Here is an 18,140-nt window from a genome sequence, read left to right as displayed (position 1 = left end):
GGTATAAAATCTTATCTAGAAGGAGGAAAAAGTGGATAATATCAATTTATCAGGCTTATTTACTGTGAATAATATTTCGATTGCGCTAGATGTTTTGATTATTTGGTTTCTAGTTTATCGCTTGATTATTCTAGTAAGAGGAACAAAAGCCGTTCAATTAGCCAAAGGAATAGTCTTTATTTTCGTATTGAGAATTATTGCCGGCTTTACCCAGCTGCATGCTGTAACCTACATTCTTGATCAGGTTGTCTCTTGGTCTGTAGTCGGTATCTTGATAATTTTTCAACCAGAAATTAGACGTGGCTTGGAACACCTTGGTCGTATGCCGATGTTTGGCGGACGGGGAACCAGTCTGCACGATCAGTCAGTTAAGATGGTTAAGGAACTGGACAAGGCCATTCAATACATGTCAAAAAGAAGAATTGGTGCCTTGATTACAATCCAACAAGAAACAGGTCTAGAAGACTATGTTGAAACTGGAATTAAGATTGATGCTGACATTACCGGCGAATTATTGATTAATATTTTTATTCCTAATACGCCTTTGCACGACGGTGCGGTAATCATCAATAAAAATCGCGTTTCTGTTGCAGCGGCTTATTTGCCTTTGTCAGATAGTACTTTTATTCCTAAGCGTCTAGGTACTCGTCACAGGGCAGCTGTGGGTATTTCTGAAGTAACAGATGCCATTACAATCGTTGTCTCAGAAGAAACAGGTGGCGTAACGATTACTCGCAATGGACGATTTTTATTAGATTTGACCCAAGAAGAGTATCTGAAATATTTGAATGCTGCTTTGGTTCCTGCTGAAGAAGAGCGAAAATGGTATCAACAACTTTTGGATAAGATTTGGAAATGGGGTGCTAGTCGATGAAAAAGTTTTGGAATCAATTATGGTTTTTAAGAGTTGTTTCCTTGCTGATTGCGATTCTAATAGTAATCTACATCGATAATACCCAGACTGGTTTTCTTACTCAAAGCGAAATAACCAAGACCAAGCAAACGGCTAGCGAAACTGAAACTATCAGCGTACCCTTGCAGGTGTCAGTTGATACAGATAAATATTACGTGGTAGGATATCCAGAAAAAGTCAAGGTCACTTTGGAAGGACCTAATGCTTTAGTAACTTCAGTTGTTAATACGCAAAATTTTAGGGCATATATTGATCTAAGCCAGAAAAAAGTTGGCGAGCACAGAGTAAAAGTGCAAGTCAGTGGCTTAAGCAAGCAGATAGCTTATTCAATTAAGCCAAAATATGTCACAGTTAATATTCAGTTGAGAAAATCGCGTACATTGCCGGTACAAATAGAGTATAATAAAAATGCTGTGGCTAAAGGGTATGAACTAGGCGCGCCTTCTGTAAGTCCAAGTCAGGTTTCTGTAACTGGATCAAGAGGGACGGTCAATGAAATTGACCAGATCGTAGCCAAAGTTTCAATGCCTAACGGTATTAGAAATAACTATGAAAGGCAAGTTATGCTCATTGCAGAAGATAAAAAGGGCAGACAGCTCAATGTGGTTATTTCGCCAGCAACAGCTAAAGTAACAATTCCGATAACGGTTTCCAGCAAAAAAGTAAAACTAGAACTTGATGCTAAGAATGAAAATAGCAAGTTGGTTTATTCAGTAACGGCTAGTCAAGATGCAGTTAAGCTTTATGGAACAAAAGATGCCTTAGCTAAAATTTCAAAATTGCAGCTAGTGGTCGATCTAAAGGGAGTTAAGTCCTCAACGGTACGGGAAATACCGGTTAAATTGCCGGAAGGAGTAGCAATGTCGGACCCTTCAACCGTTAGAGTACAAATTAAAGTAAAGAAAGCAAGTAGTACTAGTTCAAGTTCAACCCAAGGTTAGGATTAGTAAGTGAAAAGGGGAAACAAATAATGTTGAAATATTTTGGAACAGACGGCGTTCGTGGTGAAGCAAACAAAGTTTTGACACCAGAAATGGCATTTAAACTAGGTCGTGACGGTGGTTATGTTTTAACCAAAGAAAAGACTGACAACAAGCAAGCTAGAGTACTTGTTTCTAGAGATACTCGTATTTCAGGCCAATTGTTAGAATACGCTTTGATTTCAGGTTTGCTTTCAGTTGGGATTGAAGTTTTGGAAGTAGGTGTAATTACTACTCCAGGTTTGTCATACTTAGTTAGAGCCCAAGGAGCAGATGCAGGTGTTCAAATTTCTGCTTCACATAATCCGGTAGAAGACAACGGTATTAAGTTTTTTGGTAGCGATGGTTTGAAGCTTTCTGACGAAATGGAAGAAGAAATTGAAAAATTGATCGACGCCGAAGAAGATACTTTGCCACGTCCTTCAGCTGAAGGCTTAGGAACTGTGACTGACTTCCACGAAGGTAGTTCAAAATACTTACAATTTATTGAAAATACTATTCCAGAAGACTTAAGTGGCATCAAGGTTGTTGTTGATGGTGCCAATGGTGCAGCTAGTGCCTTGATTTCAAGATTGTTTGCTGACTGCGGCGTTGACTTCACTACCATTGCAACTCATCCAAATGGGCTAAACATCAACGACCATGTTGGTGCAACCCATACTAAGAGATTGCAAGAAGAAGTTGTTAAGCAAGGTGCTCAATTGGGACTTGCTTTTGACGGGGATGCAGACCGTTGTATTGCAGTTGACGAAAAGGGTAACGAAGTAGACGGTGACCATATTATGTACGTTCTTGGAACATATTTGGCAGAACATGGTCGCTTGAAGAAGGATACTATCGTAACAACTGTTATGAGTAACCTTGGCTTTACCAAAGCATTAGAACGCAAGGGCATTAAGAATGTTAGAACTCAAGTTGGTGACCGTTATGTTTCTGAAGAAATGCGTGCTAATGGCTACAATCTTGGTGGAGAACAATCTGGTCACGTTATTATGAGCGACTATCACAACACTGGTGATGGTATGTTGACTGGTTTGCATTTATTGCTTGTAATGAAGAAGACTGGCAAGTTGTTATCTGAATTATTGGAAGATTTCAAGGAATATCCACAATGCTTGGTAAATGTTCCAGTTAAGGATAAGCAAACTTGGCAAGAGCACCAACCAATTCTTGATGCAATTAAGTCAGTTGAAGAAGAAATGAATGGCAATGGACGTATCTTTGTTCGTCCTTCAGGAACTCAAGAATTATTGAGAGTAATGGCTGAAGGTCCAACTCAAGAAGTTACCGATACATATGTTGATCGTGTAGTTCAAGTTGTTAAAGCAGAAATGGGCAACTAGGATTAATTATTAGGGATCAATTCGAAAGAATTGATCTCTTTTTTATTATAATTGATATTGGTCTATACAGATAAAAGGATAAACCATTTGTGTATTTTCTCTTGACCAATTAAAAATAAAGTACTAATATAGCTACTGTATTAATAAAACATAGTTAGTCCAATACTTAAATTGAACTAGACCAAAAGGAGAAAATAATATGTGTGGAATTGTTGGTGTAGTTGGTAAAGCTGCAAGGGATATTATCCTTAATGGTTTGACTAATCTTGAATATCGTGGCTACGATTCAGCCGGTATCTACTTAAATGATTTACAAGGAAATGAATACTTAACTAAGGCTGTTGGTCGTATCAGCAACCTTAAGGATAAGTTGACAGATGATGAACAAGGCTTAGTAGGTATTGGTCATACTCGTTGGGCAACTCACGGCAAGCCAACTGAAGATAATGCCCACCCACATTTTGACAGTAGTAGAAGATTTTACTTGGTTCACAATGGTGTGATTGACAACTACCTTGAACTTAAAGAAAAATATCTTGAAGGCGTGGAATTCAAGTCAGAAACTGATACTGAAGTAGTTGTACAATTAATTGCCAAGATTGCTTATGACGAAGATTTGGATGGCTTTTCTGCCTTTAAGAAGGCCTTGAAGTTAGTTAAGGGTTCATATGCCTTCTTATTAGTTGACAATACAGAACCTGATCATGTGTTCATTGCTAAGAACAAGTCACCAATGATGCTTGGCTTGGGCGATGGTTTCAACATTATTGCTTCAGATGCTATCTCTGTTTTAGACCAAACTAAGAAGTTCGTTGATTTACACGATGGTGATGTTGGTGATATCACCAAGGATGCTTACGTAATCGAAAATATCGATGGCGAAAAAGTTGAACGCGAAGCACATGTACTTGATATTGATCCAAATGCCGCTTCAAAGGGTACTTACGAATTTTACATGTTAAAGGAGATTGATGAACAACCTGGCGTGATGCGTCGTTTATCACAAGACTACTTAGACGAAAATGGTACTCCTATCGTTGATCCTGAAATCGTCGAAGCAGCATCAAAGGCTGACCGAATTTATATCTTTGCAGCTGGTACAAGTTACCATGCTGGTTTGGTTGGTAAGGAATTATTTGAAAAGTACACTGGCATTCCTACTGAAGTTGGCTATGCTTCAGAAGCTGGTTACCACTTCCCAATCATGAGCAAGAATCCATTCTTTATCTTCTTGTCTCAATCAGGTGAAACTGCTGACTCTCGTGTTGTTTTGAAAGAAGCTAACAAGCGCGGAATCACTAGTTTGACTATGACTAACGTTCAAGGTTCAACTTTATCTCGTGAAGCAGACTTCACCATGCTTTTAAAAGCTGGTCCAGAAATTGCCGTAGCTTCAACTAAGGCTTATACCGCACAAATTGCCTTGCAAGCCATTTTAGTTAAGGCAGTTGGTGAAAAGCTAGGCAAGCAAGAAGCTAAGGACTTCGATTTAAAGCATCAATTAGCTTTAGCTGCTGAAGGCATTCAAGAAATCGTCGACGGCAAAGAAAAGTTTGACGAATTAGCTAAGAAATACTTAATTGATTCACGCAACGCCTTTTACATCGGCCGCGGGGTTGACCATGCAGTAGCTTTGGAAGGTGCTTTGAAGTTGAAGGAAGTATCTTACATTCAAACTGAAGGCTTTGCTGCTGCTGAATTGAAGCACGGTACAATTTCCTTGATTGAAAATGGTACGCCAGTTATTGCTTTGATCAACGATCCAGTTACTGCTGAACTTACTAGAGGAAATATTCAAGAAGTAGCTTCAAGAGGTGCAAGCGTAATTACAATCGTTGGCAAGGAATTTGCTAAAGAAGGCGACGACATTGTTTTGCCATCATTGAACTACTACTTATCACCATTATTGACAGTAGTTCCAGCTCAATTATTGGCTTACTATGCATCTAAGGATAAGGGCTTAGATGTTGATAAGCCACGTAACTTGGCTAAGAGTGTTACTGTAGAATAATTTACGAAAGACAGATCTCAATTCGAGATCTGTTTTTTCTTTTGAGATTAGGTATAATTTTTGTGGTAAGAAAGTGGTGAGATTTATGTTATATATGACAGATCGGCAAAAGCAAATTATTAGCAATTTATACACTAGTCCCGAAGGAATTACAATTGGCCAATTAGAAAAACGAATTGGCGTCAGTAGACGGACTATTTATCGCGAATTTGAAGACCTTAGAGGGCTATTGGCGAGACTAGGTATAGAGTTAGCCAGCGATAAGCGCAAATACAGTCTGCAGGGAAATAATCAAGATTTGGATAAAATTAAGGAGATAGTCAACCAAAATCAGCAACAAGAAGTAATGACTATTTCTCAAAGAGAAAGTGCGCTGACGGTTTTATTGCTCTTAAGAGATGAACCACAGAAAATACTGCAATTTGCCTTAGATTTGAATGTATCAGAAGCAACTATCAAAAATGATCTAGATACAATTGAACGCACTTTAAAAGACTACAATATTCAACTAGTTCGCCATAAAGGAGTTGGCATTTATGTTGAATGCGATGAAATCAAACGGCGTCAAATGTTAATTGGCACAATCTTAAGCCAAACCAATGAATATACATTTTTTAGATACTTGCATGGAAAAGAAGAAATAAACGACTTCTTCTTGAATATTTTTGATTTAGCTGAATTAAATTGGATCAAAACTTGTCTTGATCAAACTATTTTCGAAAAAATCCAGCCCGATTCAGATCGGCGAATAACAGAATTGATTTTGACATTTGCTATTAGCTTAATGCGAATTAAGAAAAATCAAAATATCAAAAATGAAAATAAGGCCTCAAGTCTGCTTAAGTATCAAGGCTTGATCTATAGCTTTTTATCTGTCTACACCAAAAAAGAAGCGGTTAAAGTTTTGCCGGGAGATGTTTCTTATTTGGCTAGTAAACTGCTTGCCAGTGATAAACCTGAACAGCAGCTTTATTATGATAACGATTATGAACTTAATATTTCGCTCAAGGTCAAAAACTTTATCCGTCAAGTTTCGGATCAGATGAATTGGGATTTTCAGAAAAATCCTAGCTTTGTCAATCGCCTAACTCAGCATGTTTTAGCTTTATTAAGTCATCATGTCAGTCCTTTGCCAAATACGAAAATTGAGAGTCTTGATGAATTAAGCAAGAGGTTCAATCAATTGTTTGAAGTGATCAAAGAGATTTGGCAGGTTAAATTCCCTGAGGAAAATCTGACTACCTCAGAGCTTCAGCTGCTCTTGCTTTATTTTGCTAACGAATACACCAGCAGACAAAATGTGCAAAAGCTCAATGTTTTAGTTATTTGCGAAAATGGAATTGGTACTTCCGCAATTTTAAGCAATCGCTTGAAGCAGGAATTTCCTGAGATCAAACAAATTAAACTTTCGAAAGTTTCTGATCTACCAAATATTGATATTGATCAATACGAATTGATTGTTTCAACTTTAGAATTGAACGGCTTTTCACGCGACTACGAATTAGTCAGTCCCTTATTATTGCAAGATGAGATCGACCGTATTAAGTTGGATTTGCGCTCATATGAGCACAAGTATGTTCAAGCAGCAGATACGCATAATGTTGAAAAGAAGTATGACGCAGAAAAACTTTCAAAAATTTCTATTGCCAATCTTTTCTGCCTAGAATTAGTCAATGGCATCAAAGTAAAACAAATTTTGAAGAATTCGACAGACCTCGAAGTGTTAATCAGAGTAATCTTAGACCGCATCGATAGCAGTTTGGTTAAGGATAAGGAACAGATTGCGCAGAAGATTATCTCTAGAATTAAATTAGCTCCAATTGGCTTGCCTAATTCTAATATGGCGCTCTTGCACACAAGTGGTAGTCAAATCAAACGTTGCATGTTTTTGGCATTTGATTTGGAGCAGGGGATAGAAATGGAGGCTATGGATCATAATCAAATAACGGTAACTCGGATGCTGCTAATGCTTGGGCCTGAAAGATTATCTGAAGATGAACAAGCTGTAATGAGTATGGTCTCTAGCATGATTGTAATGAATGACAACAATCTAAAACTCTTCAATTTAGGATCACAAGATATGATCAAGGATGCGATCGCAAACCAGTATTTAAGCGATTTAAAGGCTAGTTTGTGACTTGTGAAATATTTAATAAAGTTTGGCACGATTATCTGTGACACAGTTCTATTTTCCTTTTCTTGTAAACGCTTACCATATATCTTAGGATAAAGATGTAAGTTGAAAAGCGGAAAGGAAAATTCTCATGGCACAGGAAAATAATAAATCTTCACTTAAAGTAAAGATTCAAAAATTCGGTACAGCTTTGTCTGGTATGATCATGCCAAACATTGGTGCCGTAATTGCGTGGGGACTTTTAACAGCCATCTTTATGAGTCCTAACGGCTGGATCCCTAACAAACAAATCAATAATTTAGTTAGTCCTATGTTGACTTATCTATTGCCACTTTTGATTGGTTACACTGGTGGTAAGATGGTCCACGATGATAGAGGAGCCGTAATTGGTGCTGTAGGTACAATTGGTGTTATCGTAGGTTCAAAACAACCAATGTTCCTAGGAGCAATGATTATGGGACCTTTGAGTGGTTGGTTGCTTAAGAAACTTGATGACAAGTTCCAAAGTAAGATCAAGACTGGTTTCGAAATGATCTACAACAACTTCTCACTTGGTATCTTAGGAATGATCTTGGCAATCTTTGCTTACTTCGTAATTAACCCAGTTATGGTTACTGGTAGCAACTGGGCTAGTGCAGGAGTAGATGCAATTATCAAGGTTCACTTGTTGCCACTTGCCAACATCATTATTGAACCAGCTAAGGTTTTGTTCTTAAACAATGCGATCGGTAATGGTATTTTGGTTCCATTAGGTATTCAACAAGCTGCTCAAGTGGGTAAGTCAGTCTTGTTCTTGATGGAATCAAATCCTGGTCCTGGTCTTGGTATCTTGCTTGCCTTTGTATTCTTTGGCAAAGGTAGCTCAAAGAGTTCAGCACCTGGTGCAATTATCGTCCAATTCTTGGGTGGTGTTCACGAAATTTACTTCCCATACGTATTGATGAAGCCTGCTTTGATTATCGCAGCTATGGCTGGTGGTGTTACAGGTACAGCGTTGTTCAGTATGCTTGGTGGTGGTCTTAAGGCTGCTGCTTCACCAGGTTCAATTATTGCTGTTTTGTTAGTTTCAGCAAAGGATGCATATTTTGGCAACATCATCGGTATTCTTGGTTCAGCAATCGTTTCATTCTTGGTTGCTGCAGTAATTTTGAAGCGCGACAAGTCAACTGATGATGACTTAGAAGAAAAGACTAAGCAAATGCAAGCTATGAAGGCTGAATCAAAGGGTCAAGCAATGCCTTCAGAACAACTTGCTAGCGATTCAGTAAATTCATACGCAGATGTTAAGAAAGTTATCTTTGCTTGTGATGCCGGAATGGGATCATCAGCAATGGGTGCATCACTTCTACGTGATAAATTTAAGAAAGCAAAAATTGATATTCCTGTAACTAACATTGCAGTTAGAAACTTAAAAGACGAAGATGGCTTATTGGTAGTTACTCAAGAAGAATTAGCAGATAGAGCTGCTGAAAAGGCTCCAAGTGCGATGAGAGTTGCAGTAGGCAACTTCTTGAACAGTCCAAAATACGACAGTATTGTTGCTAACCTTAAGGCTTTATCCCAAGTCCAAGAAAAGCCAAAAGAAACTGAAAAACCTAAGTCAAAAGGCGTAGTCGATGACATTGACTTTAGCAAGATCAAGAATGTTTACTTCATCAGACACGATCAACATGTTGGTACAGCAACAATGGCAACTAACTTGTTCGCTAATGCAGTCAAGAAAGCAGATAAGCATGTCGGTGTTTCAGCAGTCAAGATTAATGAATTGCCAGATGAAGCTACTAATTTGGTTATTGTAACTCCTCAAGCTAAGAAGAACCTAGTTGTCCGCTACAGTGATGTTCAAGTCGTAGTAGTAGATGACTTGCTTCAAGATAAGAAGTTACAGGATGTAATTGCTAAGTTGCAGTAAAGGGGATGAGGATATGGAACTACAAAAGAATATGATCAAGCTTAATCAAGACGTGCCAACGCGTGATCAAGCAATCAGAATGGCTGGACAATTGCTGGTTGATGGTGGATGTGTTGAACCAGAATATATCGAGTCAATGATCGCTAGAAACAATGATGTTTCAACCTATATGGGTAACTTCATTGCCATTCCTCACGGCACTGATGAAGGCAAGAAGCATATTAAGAAAACAGGTATTTCTGTTGTACAAATTCCTATGGGTGTAGATTTTAGTAACCCAGATGACGATACTGAACAGCTAGTAACAGTTGTCTTTGGTATTGCTGGTTTGAACAATGAGCACCTTAATCTTTTGTCACAAATCGCTATCTTCTGTAGTGATGTTTCAAATGTGGCTAAACTAGCAGATGCCCAAACAGAACAAGAAGTCATAGATTTATTAAAAGAGGTCGGAAAGTAAAATGAGAGCAGTACATTTTGGCGCAGGAAACATTGGTCGTGGATTTATTGGTGAAACTTTAGCTGACAACGGCTTTGGCATCGATTTTGTTGATGTTAACGAAACAATTATTGATGAATTGAACAAGCGTGGAGAATATGATATTGAACTAGCAGCACCAGGCAAGAAGCAAATTCATGTCACAAATGTTGATGGTATTAACAATGCTAAGAATCCTGAAAAGGTAGTTGAAGCAATTAAGAACACTGACATTGTAACTACTGCAATTGGTCCAAAGATTTTAGCTCTAATCGCACCTTTAATCGCTGAAGGCTTAACTGCAAGACTAGCTGCTGGCAACCACCAACCATTAGATGTTATTGCTTGTGAAAACATGATTGGTGGATCAGAACATCTTAAAGAAGAAGTTTACAAGCACTTAGCAGATGACGTTAAGCCAGAAGTTGATCAATACATTGGCTTCCCTAACGCAGCTGTAGACAGAATTGTCCCAATTCAACACAACGAAGATCCATTGTTTGTTTCAGTTGAAGACTTCAAGGAATGGGTAATTGACGAAAGTCAAATGAAGAATACGGATATTCATTTGAAGGGCGTACACTATGCTCCAGATCTAGAGCCTTACATTGAAAGAAAATTATTCTCAGTTAACACCGGTCACGCAACAGTAGCTTATACTGGCAAGAGCTTAGGCTACTCAACTATTGGAGATGCTATTAAAGACGAGGCAGTCTTAAAGCAAGTTAAGCGTGTATTAAGTGAAACTAGATCATTGATCCTTAACAAGTGGGGTAAGGAATTCGATGAGGCAGAACTTGAAGCTTACCATGAAAAGATCGTTAACAGATTCCAAAACCCATATATCTCAGATGATATTGCTCGTGTAGGTAGAACCCCAATTCGTAAGTTGGGTTATGACGAAAGATTCATTCGTCCAATTCGTGAATTGAAGGAAAGAAACTTAGGCTACCAAGCTTTAATGGAAACTGTTGGCAAGATCTATCACTTTGATGAACCAAATGATAGCGAAAGCGTCAAATTACAAGAAATGTTAAAGAGCGAACCTTTGAAGCAAGTTATTGTGGAGACGACCGGCTTAAAGGATGAATCTTTAATCAAGGAGATCGAATCGTCTTACGAGGCAGCAGAAAAATAATTTTATTCAAACATAGTTAAATCCAATTCTAGATAAAATACTCGGATAGTGAAAACACCTGAAGGATAGATAAATCTTTCAGGTGTTTTATTTTTACTTTATAATTAACATTGTAAGATTTACAGGAGGGAAAATTATGGCTATAAAAATGGTGGCAGTTGACCTAGACGGTACATTATTGACCTCAGGCAACTATATTTCTTCAGAAACACAAAAGACTTTACAAGAAGCTAGCAATAAAGGGATAAAAATCGTCTTAGCTTCAGGCAGACCCTTATCTGGAGTAGTAGACTATGCAAAGCAATTAGGTTTAGATGGAGCAGACCAATATGCTGTTGTTTTCAATGGAGCAGTTATTCAGGCCATTAACGGCGATGTTTTGATGAGTCAAGAAATGGATTACCGCGACTTTAATTTGATGCTCCGTTTGCAAAGATTGAGTCACGTTAACTTGCACTTTGAGACAACTGAATGTTTTTGGACTTTGGACCGAGATCTATCTGTGCAAATGCAAATCAATGCGGCCTTAACCAACAACGAATTACGCGTGCGCGATCGCAAAGAAATACCACAAGACTTTACTTTCAACAAAGTAGGCTTTACTTGTGACAGATCTAGCGATCAAATTGAAAAGTTGTGGCAAACTATTCCTGATTGGGCCTTTCAATCTTATGACATAGTAAGGTCCCTTGATAATTGCATCGAATTAAATGCTATTGGTGCATCTAAGGGCAATGCTTTGATGAATTTAGCTAGTCGGTTGAATCTTCGGGCAAACGAAGTAATGATCTTTGGCGATCAAGGCAATGACTTGTCCATGTTTGAAAATCCAGGCTTTTATAAAGTCGCAATGGGTAACGCAATCGAAGATATTAAAGATCGAGCAGACTATGTGACTGATGACAATGATCATAACGGAATTGCTAAAGCATTGAAGAAACTTGTGCTTTAAAAATTAGAATGGGAGTAATGGCAGGTTGAAATTTTGGAAATATCTAAGCGTCGCTTTTTTCGCTTTTTTTGGTGGAATAGCGCGCATGTTGCTGAATAGTCAGTTTAGTTTTTTAGGTACTTTTTTAGGAAATGTGTTAGGTTGCTTTTTGCTAGCCTTTTTGACCTACTTTTCTCTAGAATTCAAGAGTTTGCCTTCTTGGCTAGTAACTGGCTTAGGAACGGGTTTTGTTGGCGCATTTACCACTTTCTCGACCTTTAATTTGGATAGCTTTAAGCTCTTACAAACTAGTGCGCCGGCAGCAGGATTATATTTTATAGGAACCATCTTAATTGGTTTTCTCTGTGCTGCAATTGGCGCTAATTTGGGAATTAAGCTAGGTAGAAAAGAATGGGGGAGAGTTTAATGGAGATTTTGCTGACAGGATTTGGAGCTTCGCTTGGGGCAATTTCGCGCTACTTTCTTACTAACTATGGTAAAAAGCACTGGCAAAATAAATTTGCTCTTCCAATTGCAACCTTAATTATCAACTTGACAGGCGCCTTTTTATTGGGCCTTTTTTATGCATTGAAATTAAATACTTTTGCGTATTTGTTCCTTGGAACAGGGATGATGGGCGGCTATACTACTTTTTCAACTTTAAATACGGAGCTTTATGCTTTAGTAAAAAATAAACAAAATTTAACCTTGATATGGTACTTGGCTTTGACTTATGTTGCTGGCTTTATCTTGCTATATCTAGGAGTTTGTCTTGGAAATATTTTGGGCTAGATGCGATTAAGGCATTTAGCTTTTTTCTTGAGCAAAATTTGTTATAAAATTAAGCATATTGGTTGGGAAGGGAGAAAACATTGAAGAAAATTTTATTTGTATGTCACGGAAATATTTGTCGGTCCCCAATGGCAGAATTTGTGATGAAAGATCTAGTTAAAAAAGCCGGCTTAGAAGATGAATTTCAAATTGACTCTAAAGCTGCAACTCAGGATGCAGTCGGCTATGGGATGGATCCGCGAACTAAGCGCGAACTTGATAAGCAGGGGATAAGATATTCAGGCCATGTTGCTAGTCAGATGACGGCAGAAGACTATCAGACTTATGATTACTTAATCTGCATGGATGAGGAAAACTTTATGGATATGAACCGAATTACTTCGGGCGATCCAGACCGCAAAGAATATAAGTTATTGCATTTTGCCGGAAGCTATAATGATATCGATGATCCTTGGTACACTCATGATTTTGATGCTGCTTTTGCAGATATCAAAAGAGGATGTGAAGGCTTATTGAAGGAATTGACCAAGTAAGGTAGGACTTAAATGAAAAAATTACTATTATTATCAACTGGTGGAACAATTGCTTCTAGAGCTTCAAATAATGGGTTGATTCCGCAAGATAAAGGCAAGGATTTGATCGCTATGATTGGAAAATTGCCTTATGAGATTGATACAGATGACATTTTGCAATTAGATTCTTCAAATATTCAGCCTGAAGAATGGAAGTTTATTGCAGAAAAGATATATAAATATCGGACGGATTACGATGGCATAGTTTTGTCGCATGGGACAGATACGATGGCTTATACGGCTTCAATGTTGTCTTTTATGTTGCAAAAAATTGAAATTCCGGTAGTTCTAACTGGAAGTCAGGTGCCAATGGATGTGGTTTTGAGTGACGCACCAGATAATTTGCGCTTGGCTTTTGCTGCCGCTGCTACTTGTAAGCCGGGAATTTATTTGGCCTTCAATCGAAAAGTGATGCTAGGCTGTCGAACAGTTAAGGTTAGAACGACTAACTTTGATGCCTTTGAAAGCGTCAATGTTCCACCGATTGCAGAAGTAACTTCTGATGGAATTGAATATATCCACGATCCTGAACTTAAGCAAGGAAAGTGCCAATTAAATACTAAGATTGATCCGCATGTTGCAGTGGTTAAGCTTTTTCCTGGCTTTGATCCTAAATTACTTTTTGCCATGGCAGATAGTGGCTGTAAGGGGATTGTCATTGAAGGCTACGGTCTTGGCGGAATGAACTATATCCGCAGAAATATGGTAGCGGCAATTGGAGAATTGATTCGTCGGGGCATTCCGGTAATTGCCAGCAGCCAATGCTTATACGAAAGAAGCGACTTGACACGCTATGAAGTAGGAAGACTGGCCTTGCTTGAAGGGGCTATCAGTGCCCGCGATATGACGACAGAGAGTGCAATTACGAAGTTGATGTGGGCATTAGGTCAAGGGATGAATTTAGAAGAAGTAAAGGGCTTTTTTGAACAAGATATTGTCGGTGAAATTACTATCTAATCGATCAAGAGGTGGGATATGCAGAGTTGGCTTTTTTTAGGATTAATATTACTAGTGGCAGTTTTAGCTAAAAACACTTCGTTGATTATTGCCTCGATCGTTGTTATGATTATCAAGCTGCTACCAGTTGCGTCAAAATGGTTTCCAATTATTCAAGCCAAAGGAATCAATTGGGGAGTAACGATTATTTCAATTGCAATTTTGGTACCGATCGCTCGAGGTCAGATTGGCTTTGATGATTTATTCAATGCCTTCAAAACTCCTGCAGGTTGGGTTGCTATCTCAGCTGGTATTGCTGTAGCGATTCTATCAAAATATGGCGTAGATCAGCTTGCCAGCGTTCCACAAGTTACCGTCATGCTGGTATTAGGCACAATCATTGGCGTTGTTGCTTTTAAAGGTGTAGCAGCTGGACCGGTAATTGCTAGTGGAATGACTTACATAGTGATAAGTTTGTTTAATATACATTTTTAAGCAAAAAAAGACTATCGCATAATCGCGATAGTTTTTTTGATTATTTTAGTTTTGAACAGGTTTGCGTCTACCAATTAGCCAAGTAATGATTAGAGCAATTGTTGCTTCAACTGCAATGTAAGCTCCTCTTAATGGCAAGTGCTTCAAGCCACCAATGTAGATGTCTAAGATGATAGAACCAATGATCAAGATACCCATCCAGATCCATTGATTCTTGGTAAAGGCAATACCGTATTCCAATTCACGCTTACGGATACCTGGCAAGATAGCACCAAGACCGATCAATACTACAACAGATACGATGTTGATAATCAATTCGTACCACCAAATCGAACTACCTTGTGCTACGTCTTGAGGAGTAACACCCATGATTGTAGCAGCTGCAGTCACGATTAATAAGGCAAATCCAACGCCGTAAGCAACTTTGTCATTCTTGATGAAGACATATTCTGAAGGGTACTTCTTGGAGTTCTTTCTAATTCTCATAAATGAGTAGAAGATCCAGCAAGTAACACCTGGAGAAACAATACCGTTTAAGTTCAATAGCCAGTTAAAGATGTCGTTCATGTCAGGCAAGAAGATACCCAAGATCATGATGAAGGCAGCTAATGAAACAGTCAAAACGTAACCATTGATTGGCAAGCCGTTCTTGTCCTTCTTACGCAAGAATTCTGGCATGTAGCGGTCACCAGTATCAGAGATCAACATTCTAGTCATCGCATCAAGTAAAACAGCTAAAAGCGCACAGTTGAAGAAGACAGAAGTCCAAGCCCAGAAGTAAAGTAAGAAGTCGCCGATGCCGTATTGGTGACCAATCATCTTGAAGGCGTAGTAAGCACCGTTCATCTTCAAGTCGTTAGGCATGTGGTTTGCATTGAAGTAAATACCCAAAGCAAATGAACCGAAGATTGTTAAGAAGGCGGTCATAATTGCCAAAGTAACCATAGCCTTAGGGAAGTCATCCTTAGGCTTCTTCATCTTGGTTACGTAAGGACCGACCAGCTCACATCCGTTCATGGCATAGATCAGCATTGCTATTGTTGAGAAGTAGTGCCAGTCAAACTTAGGGAAGATAGATTTCCAAGTAAAGTTTGTAGTTGCCATGTGACCACCACTTTTAGCCAAACCACAAAAGGCCAAGACTACGAATAGGATGGTCATTAACACCATCAATCCACCACCGATAGTTGACAGGAATTCCATTGAATTTGAGAAATGGTGTTCAACGATGATGAAGACGATAAATGTTACAAAAGTCAAAATTGCAAATAAAGAGTTAGGAATCTTATCTTGGAACTTTTCAGATCCAGTTAAGGCCCAACCAATATCAACAATAATTTCGTTAGCTGAGTCAACTGCGTAAGGAATTGAAGCAGCCCAGTAAGTCCAAGCGGTGAAGTATCCTAAGAATTCACCGTCAGTACCTCTAACCCAAGAAGAAAGACCGCCGCCTTCTTTGTTGAAGACTGATCCTAATTGTCCAACCATTAATGAATAAGGGAAGACATAGAAGATAACCATGACGATCCATGAAAAGATGACGGACATTCCTTGGTTTTGGAAGTTGTACATAATGTCATCTAAACCGATAACAGTACATAGCGCCATCAAGAAGAGAGTCTGCCAAGAAATATACTTTTTGGCAGGATTTAATTCATTTAACTCATCCACTTTTTGTATGCATCCTTTTCTATTTATAACTTATTAACCAAATTCTTTAAAAATAGTTAATAAGTTTATTCTACAATTTTTTTCAAAAATCGCGAGTAGTAAACGCTTTCGAGGGTTATTTTTTGATTTTTGGCTTTACTTACAAAAAATAAGAGCGTATAATGGTTACAAAAAGTAAGCAGATAGCTAGATATGAATTTTAAATGGAGGTAAATTATGACAGCACAATTATTCGCAATCGGTATTATCGTGATCACTTTATTTTCTTTAACTGCTGGAAAACAAACGCCGGTTCCACAAGAAGTTAGAAGACATCGTTAATAATTTTTAGCCAACAATGGTAAGATAGACTTAATTATTTTTATTGAGGGTTTTAAATGGAAAAATTTACATTTACTCGCAAAGAAAAAGTCTATCTCTTGTTGGCTTTTTTTGTGCTTTTAACGCTATTTATTTCAAGTTCAATGACTTATCATCAGCAGAAGATGAGTCCGGGATTTATCAATCAAAAGTTTGGTCTGCTCGAAAATATTGTAGGAAATTGGAATATCTATTATGGTGGTCGCTGGCATAATGCCGCTTTAGATGGCGGACAGGCTGGGATGACGCAATTTGTTTTGCGTAAGCTTGCTCATTTTAGCAGCTATTTTTGCTTAGGCTTATTTGGCTTTTTGGGAATCAGGCGAATTTTTAAAATCAAAGCTGTAGCACCAATTATTTCATGGATGATCGTGCTGGCTTTTGCGGCTCTAGACGAATATCATCAATATTTGACTGGAGATCGCACGCCTAGCATTCACGATGTAATGTTAGATGGCTTTGGGGGACTGTGTGCAATAGTTATAGCGATAATAATTATTTGGCTAATAAAAAAATTTGCTAAAAAACAAGCTTAACTGCCGATCTTTATTGAATTTTAACAGCCAGTGAGTTAAGATTATTATCGTTAATGATTTTATAATACAGAAAGAAGGATCCTTTATGTCAGGACATTCAAAATGGCACAATATTCAAGGCCGCAAGAATGCGCAAGACGCTAAGAGAGGTAAGATTTTCCAAAAGTTATCTCGTGAAATTTACATGGCTGCAAAGAGTGGTGGTCCTGACCCTTCAGGGAATCCTGCATTGCGTTTAGTTATTGATAAGGCTCGTTCAAACAACATGCCTAAGGACAATATCGAACGTGCTATCAAGAAGGCTGAAGGTAACTCAGAAGAACATTACGACGAAATTACTTACGAAGGTTATGCACCAGGTGGTGTAGCTGTTTTCGTTGAAGCTTTGACAGATAACAAGAATAGAACTGCTTCAGCTGTGCGTGTAGCCTTTACTCGTAACGGTGGTACTATGGGAGCTACTGGTTCAGTTGCTTACATGTTTGATCGCAAGGGCTACATTGTAATTGATCGTTCAACTACTGATGCTGACGAAGATCAAGTTTTACTTGATGTTATGGATGCTGGTGGTGACGACTTGCAAACTAGCGATGAAGCATACGAAATTTATACTGATCCAAAGCAATTCGCACAAGTTCGTGACGCTTTGATTAAGACTGGTTATAAGTTAGCAGCTGCTGAATTGACTATGATTCCACAAAACACTACTCCAGTTCCAGAAGACAAGAAGGAACAATTCCAACATTTGGTTGACGCCTTAGAAGACGACGACGATGTTCAAAATGTTTACACTGCTGCAGCAGATGAAGATTAATCATATTTAATCAATAAGACACTTAGTCAGACGACTAAGTGTTTTTTTGTGCCCTTTTTTCTTCTTTTTTGTAAAAAATGCAAAAAAATAAAATTTAAAAAAATTTTTTGCGATTTTTTGCGTA

17 protein-coding genes are annotated in these 18,140 nt (G+C 38.3%); 16 read left to right on the top strand and 1 reads right to left on the bottom strand.

Features of this window, described 5'->3' with window-relative positions; translation table 11 throughout:
* Nucleotides 1-31: 31 nt before the first annotated feature.
* The 14 genes from cdaA (at nucleotide 32) to BN53_RS07885 (ending at nucleotide 14,635) form a co-directional block, all read left to right on the top strand.
* The gene (cdaA, locus tag BN53_RS07950; RefSeq protein ID WP_009560442.1) at nucleotides 32-874 is read left to right on the top strand and encodes a diadenylate cyclase CdaA; all 843 of its coding nucleotides are present in this window, start codon (nucleotides 32-34) and stop codon (nucleotides 872-874) included.
* Nucleotides 871-1,854, top strand: a complete 984-nt coding sequence (locus BN53_RS07945; protein ID WP_009560441.1) for a CdaR family protein — start codon at nucleotides 871-873, stop codon at nucleotides 1,852-1,854. The genes cdaA and BN53_RS07945 overlap by 4 nt, the downstream gene beginning before the upstream one ends.
* 29 nt (nucleotides 1,855-1,883) lie before the next feature.
* Nucleotides 1,884-3,236, top strand: coding sequence for a phosphoglucosamine mutase (gene glmM, locus BN53_RS07940; protein WP_009560440.1), 1,353 nt, complete (start codon nucleotides 1,884-1,886; stop codon nucleotides 3,234-3,236).
* Nucleotides 3,237-3,435: 199 nt separating this feature from the next.
* Nucleotides 3,436-5,247, top strand: coding sequence for a glutamine--fructose-6-phosphate transaminase (isomerizing) (glmS, locus tag BN53_RS07935; RefSeq protein WP_009560439.1), 1,812 nt, complete (start codon nucleotides 3,436-3,438; stop codon nucleotides 5,245-5,247).
* An 85-nt stretch (nucleotides 5,248-5,332) separates the two neighbouring features.
* On the top strand, nucleotides 5,333-7,384 hold the full coding sequence (locus BN53_RS07930) for a BglG family transcription antiterminator (RefSeq protein ID WP_009560438.1): 2,052 nt from the start codon (nucleotides 5,333-5,335) through the stop codon (nucleotides 7,382-7,384).
* 127 nt (nucleotides 7,385-7,511) lie between these two features.
* Entirely contained in the window at nucleotides 7,512-9,293 is a 1,782-nt protein-coding gene (locus tag BN53_RS07925) for a PTS mannitol transporter subunit IIBC (protein ID WP_009560437.1), read from the top strand.
* Between the two features lie 13 nt (nucleotides 9,294-9,306).
* Nucleotides 9,307-9,753 (top strand): PTS mannitol transporter subunit IIA, encoded by a 447-nt coding sequence (locus BN53_RS07920; protein WP_009560436.1) that lies wholly within the window; start codon nucleotides 9,307-9,309, stop codon nucleotides 9,751-9,753.
* A gap of 1 nt (nucleotide 9,754) precedes the next feature.
* Nucleotides 9,755-10,909, top strand: a complete 1,155-nt coding sequence (locus BN53_RS07915) for a mannitol-1-phosphate 5-dehydrogenase (RefSeq protein WP_009560435.1) — start codon at nucleotides 9,755-9,757, stop codon at nucleotides 10,907-10,909.
* Between the two features lie 136 nt (nucleotides 10,910-11,045).
* Nucleotides 11,046-11,861, top strand: coding sequence for a Cof-type HAD-IIB family hydrolase (locus BN53_RS07910; RefSeq protein ID WP_009560434.1), 816 nt, complete (start codon nucleotides 11,046-11,048; stop codon nucleotides 11,859-11,861).
* Between the two features lie 25 nt (nucleotides 11,862-11,886).
* A complete protein-coding gene (locus BN53_RS07905) occupies nucleotides 11,887-12,267 on the top strand; it encodes a fluoride efflux transporter FluC (protein WP_009560433.1) in 381 nt (126 codons plus the stop codon).
* Complete coding sequence (gene crcB, locus BN53_RS07900; RefSeq protein WP_009560432.1) at nucleotides 12,267-12,632, top strand: fluoride efflux transporter CrcB; 366 nt, start codon at nucleotides 12,267-12,269, stop codon at nucleotides 12,630-12,632. The genes BN53_RS07905 and crcB overlap by 1 nt, the downstream gene beginning before the upstream one ends.
* 80 nt (nucleotides 12,633-12,712) lie before the next feature.
* The gene (locus tag BN53_RS07895) at nucleotides 12,713-13,165 is read left to right on the top strand and encodes a low molecular weight protein-tyrosine-phosphatase (RefSeq protein WP_040537393.1); all 453 of its coding nucleotides are present in this window, start codon (nucleotides 12,713-12,715) and stop codon (nucleotides 13,163-13,165) included.
* A 12-nt stretch (nucleotides 13,166-13,177) separates the two neighbouring features.
* Nucleotides 13,178-14,161, top strand: a complete 984-nt coding sequence (locus tag BN53_RS07890; RefSeq protein WP_009560430.1) for an asparaginase — start codon at nucleotides 13,178-13,180, stop codon at nucleotides 14,159-14,161.
* A gap of 18 nt (nucleotides 14,162-14,179) precedes the next feature.
* A complete protein-coding gene (locus BN53_RS07885; RefSeq protein ID WP_009560429.1) occupies nucleotides 14,180-14,635 on the top strand; it encodes a DUF441 domain-containing protein in 456 nt (151 codons plus the stop codon).
* Nucleotides 14,636-14,680: 45 nt separating this feature from the next.
* On the opposite strand, the gene BN53_RS07880 is transcribed toward BN53_RS07885, so the two are convergent.
* Nucleotides 14,681-16,306 (bottom strand): APC family permease, encoded by a 1,626-nt coding sequence (locus BN53_RS07880; RefSeq protein ID WP_009560428.1) that lies wholly within the window; start codon nucleotides 16,304-16,306, stop codon nucleotides 14,681-14,683.
* Between the two features lie 377 nt (nucleotides 16,307-16,683).
* Between BN53_RS07880 and BN53_RS07875 the strand changes: the two genes are divergently transcribed.
* Entirely contained in the window at nucleotides 16,684-17,202 is a 519-nt protein-coding gene (locus tag BN53_RS07875) for a VanZ family protein (RefSeq protein ID WP_009560426.1), read from the top strand.
* 85 nt (nucleotides 17,203-17,287) lie between these two features.
* Nucleotides 17,288-18,016, top strand: a complete 729-nt coding sequence (locus BN53_RS07870) for a YebC/PmpR family DNA-binding transcriptional regulator (RefSeq protein WP_009560425.1) — start codon at nucleotides 17,288-17,290, stop codon at nucleotides 18,014-18,016.
* Nucleotides 18,017-18,140 lie beyond the last annotated feature (124 nt).

The sequence above is a fragment of the Lactobacillus pasteurii DSM 23907 = CRBIP 24.76 genome (assembly GCF_000297025.1).
GTDB lineage: Bacteria > Bacillota > Bacilli > Lactobacillales > Lactobacillaceae > Lactobacillus > Lactobacillus pasteurii.
This window is presented reverse-complemented; position numbering and strand designations above follow the sequence as displayed.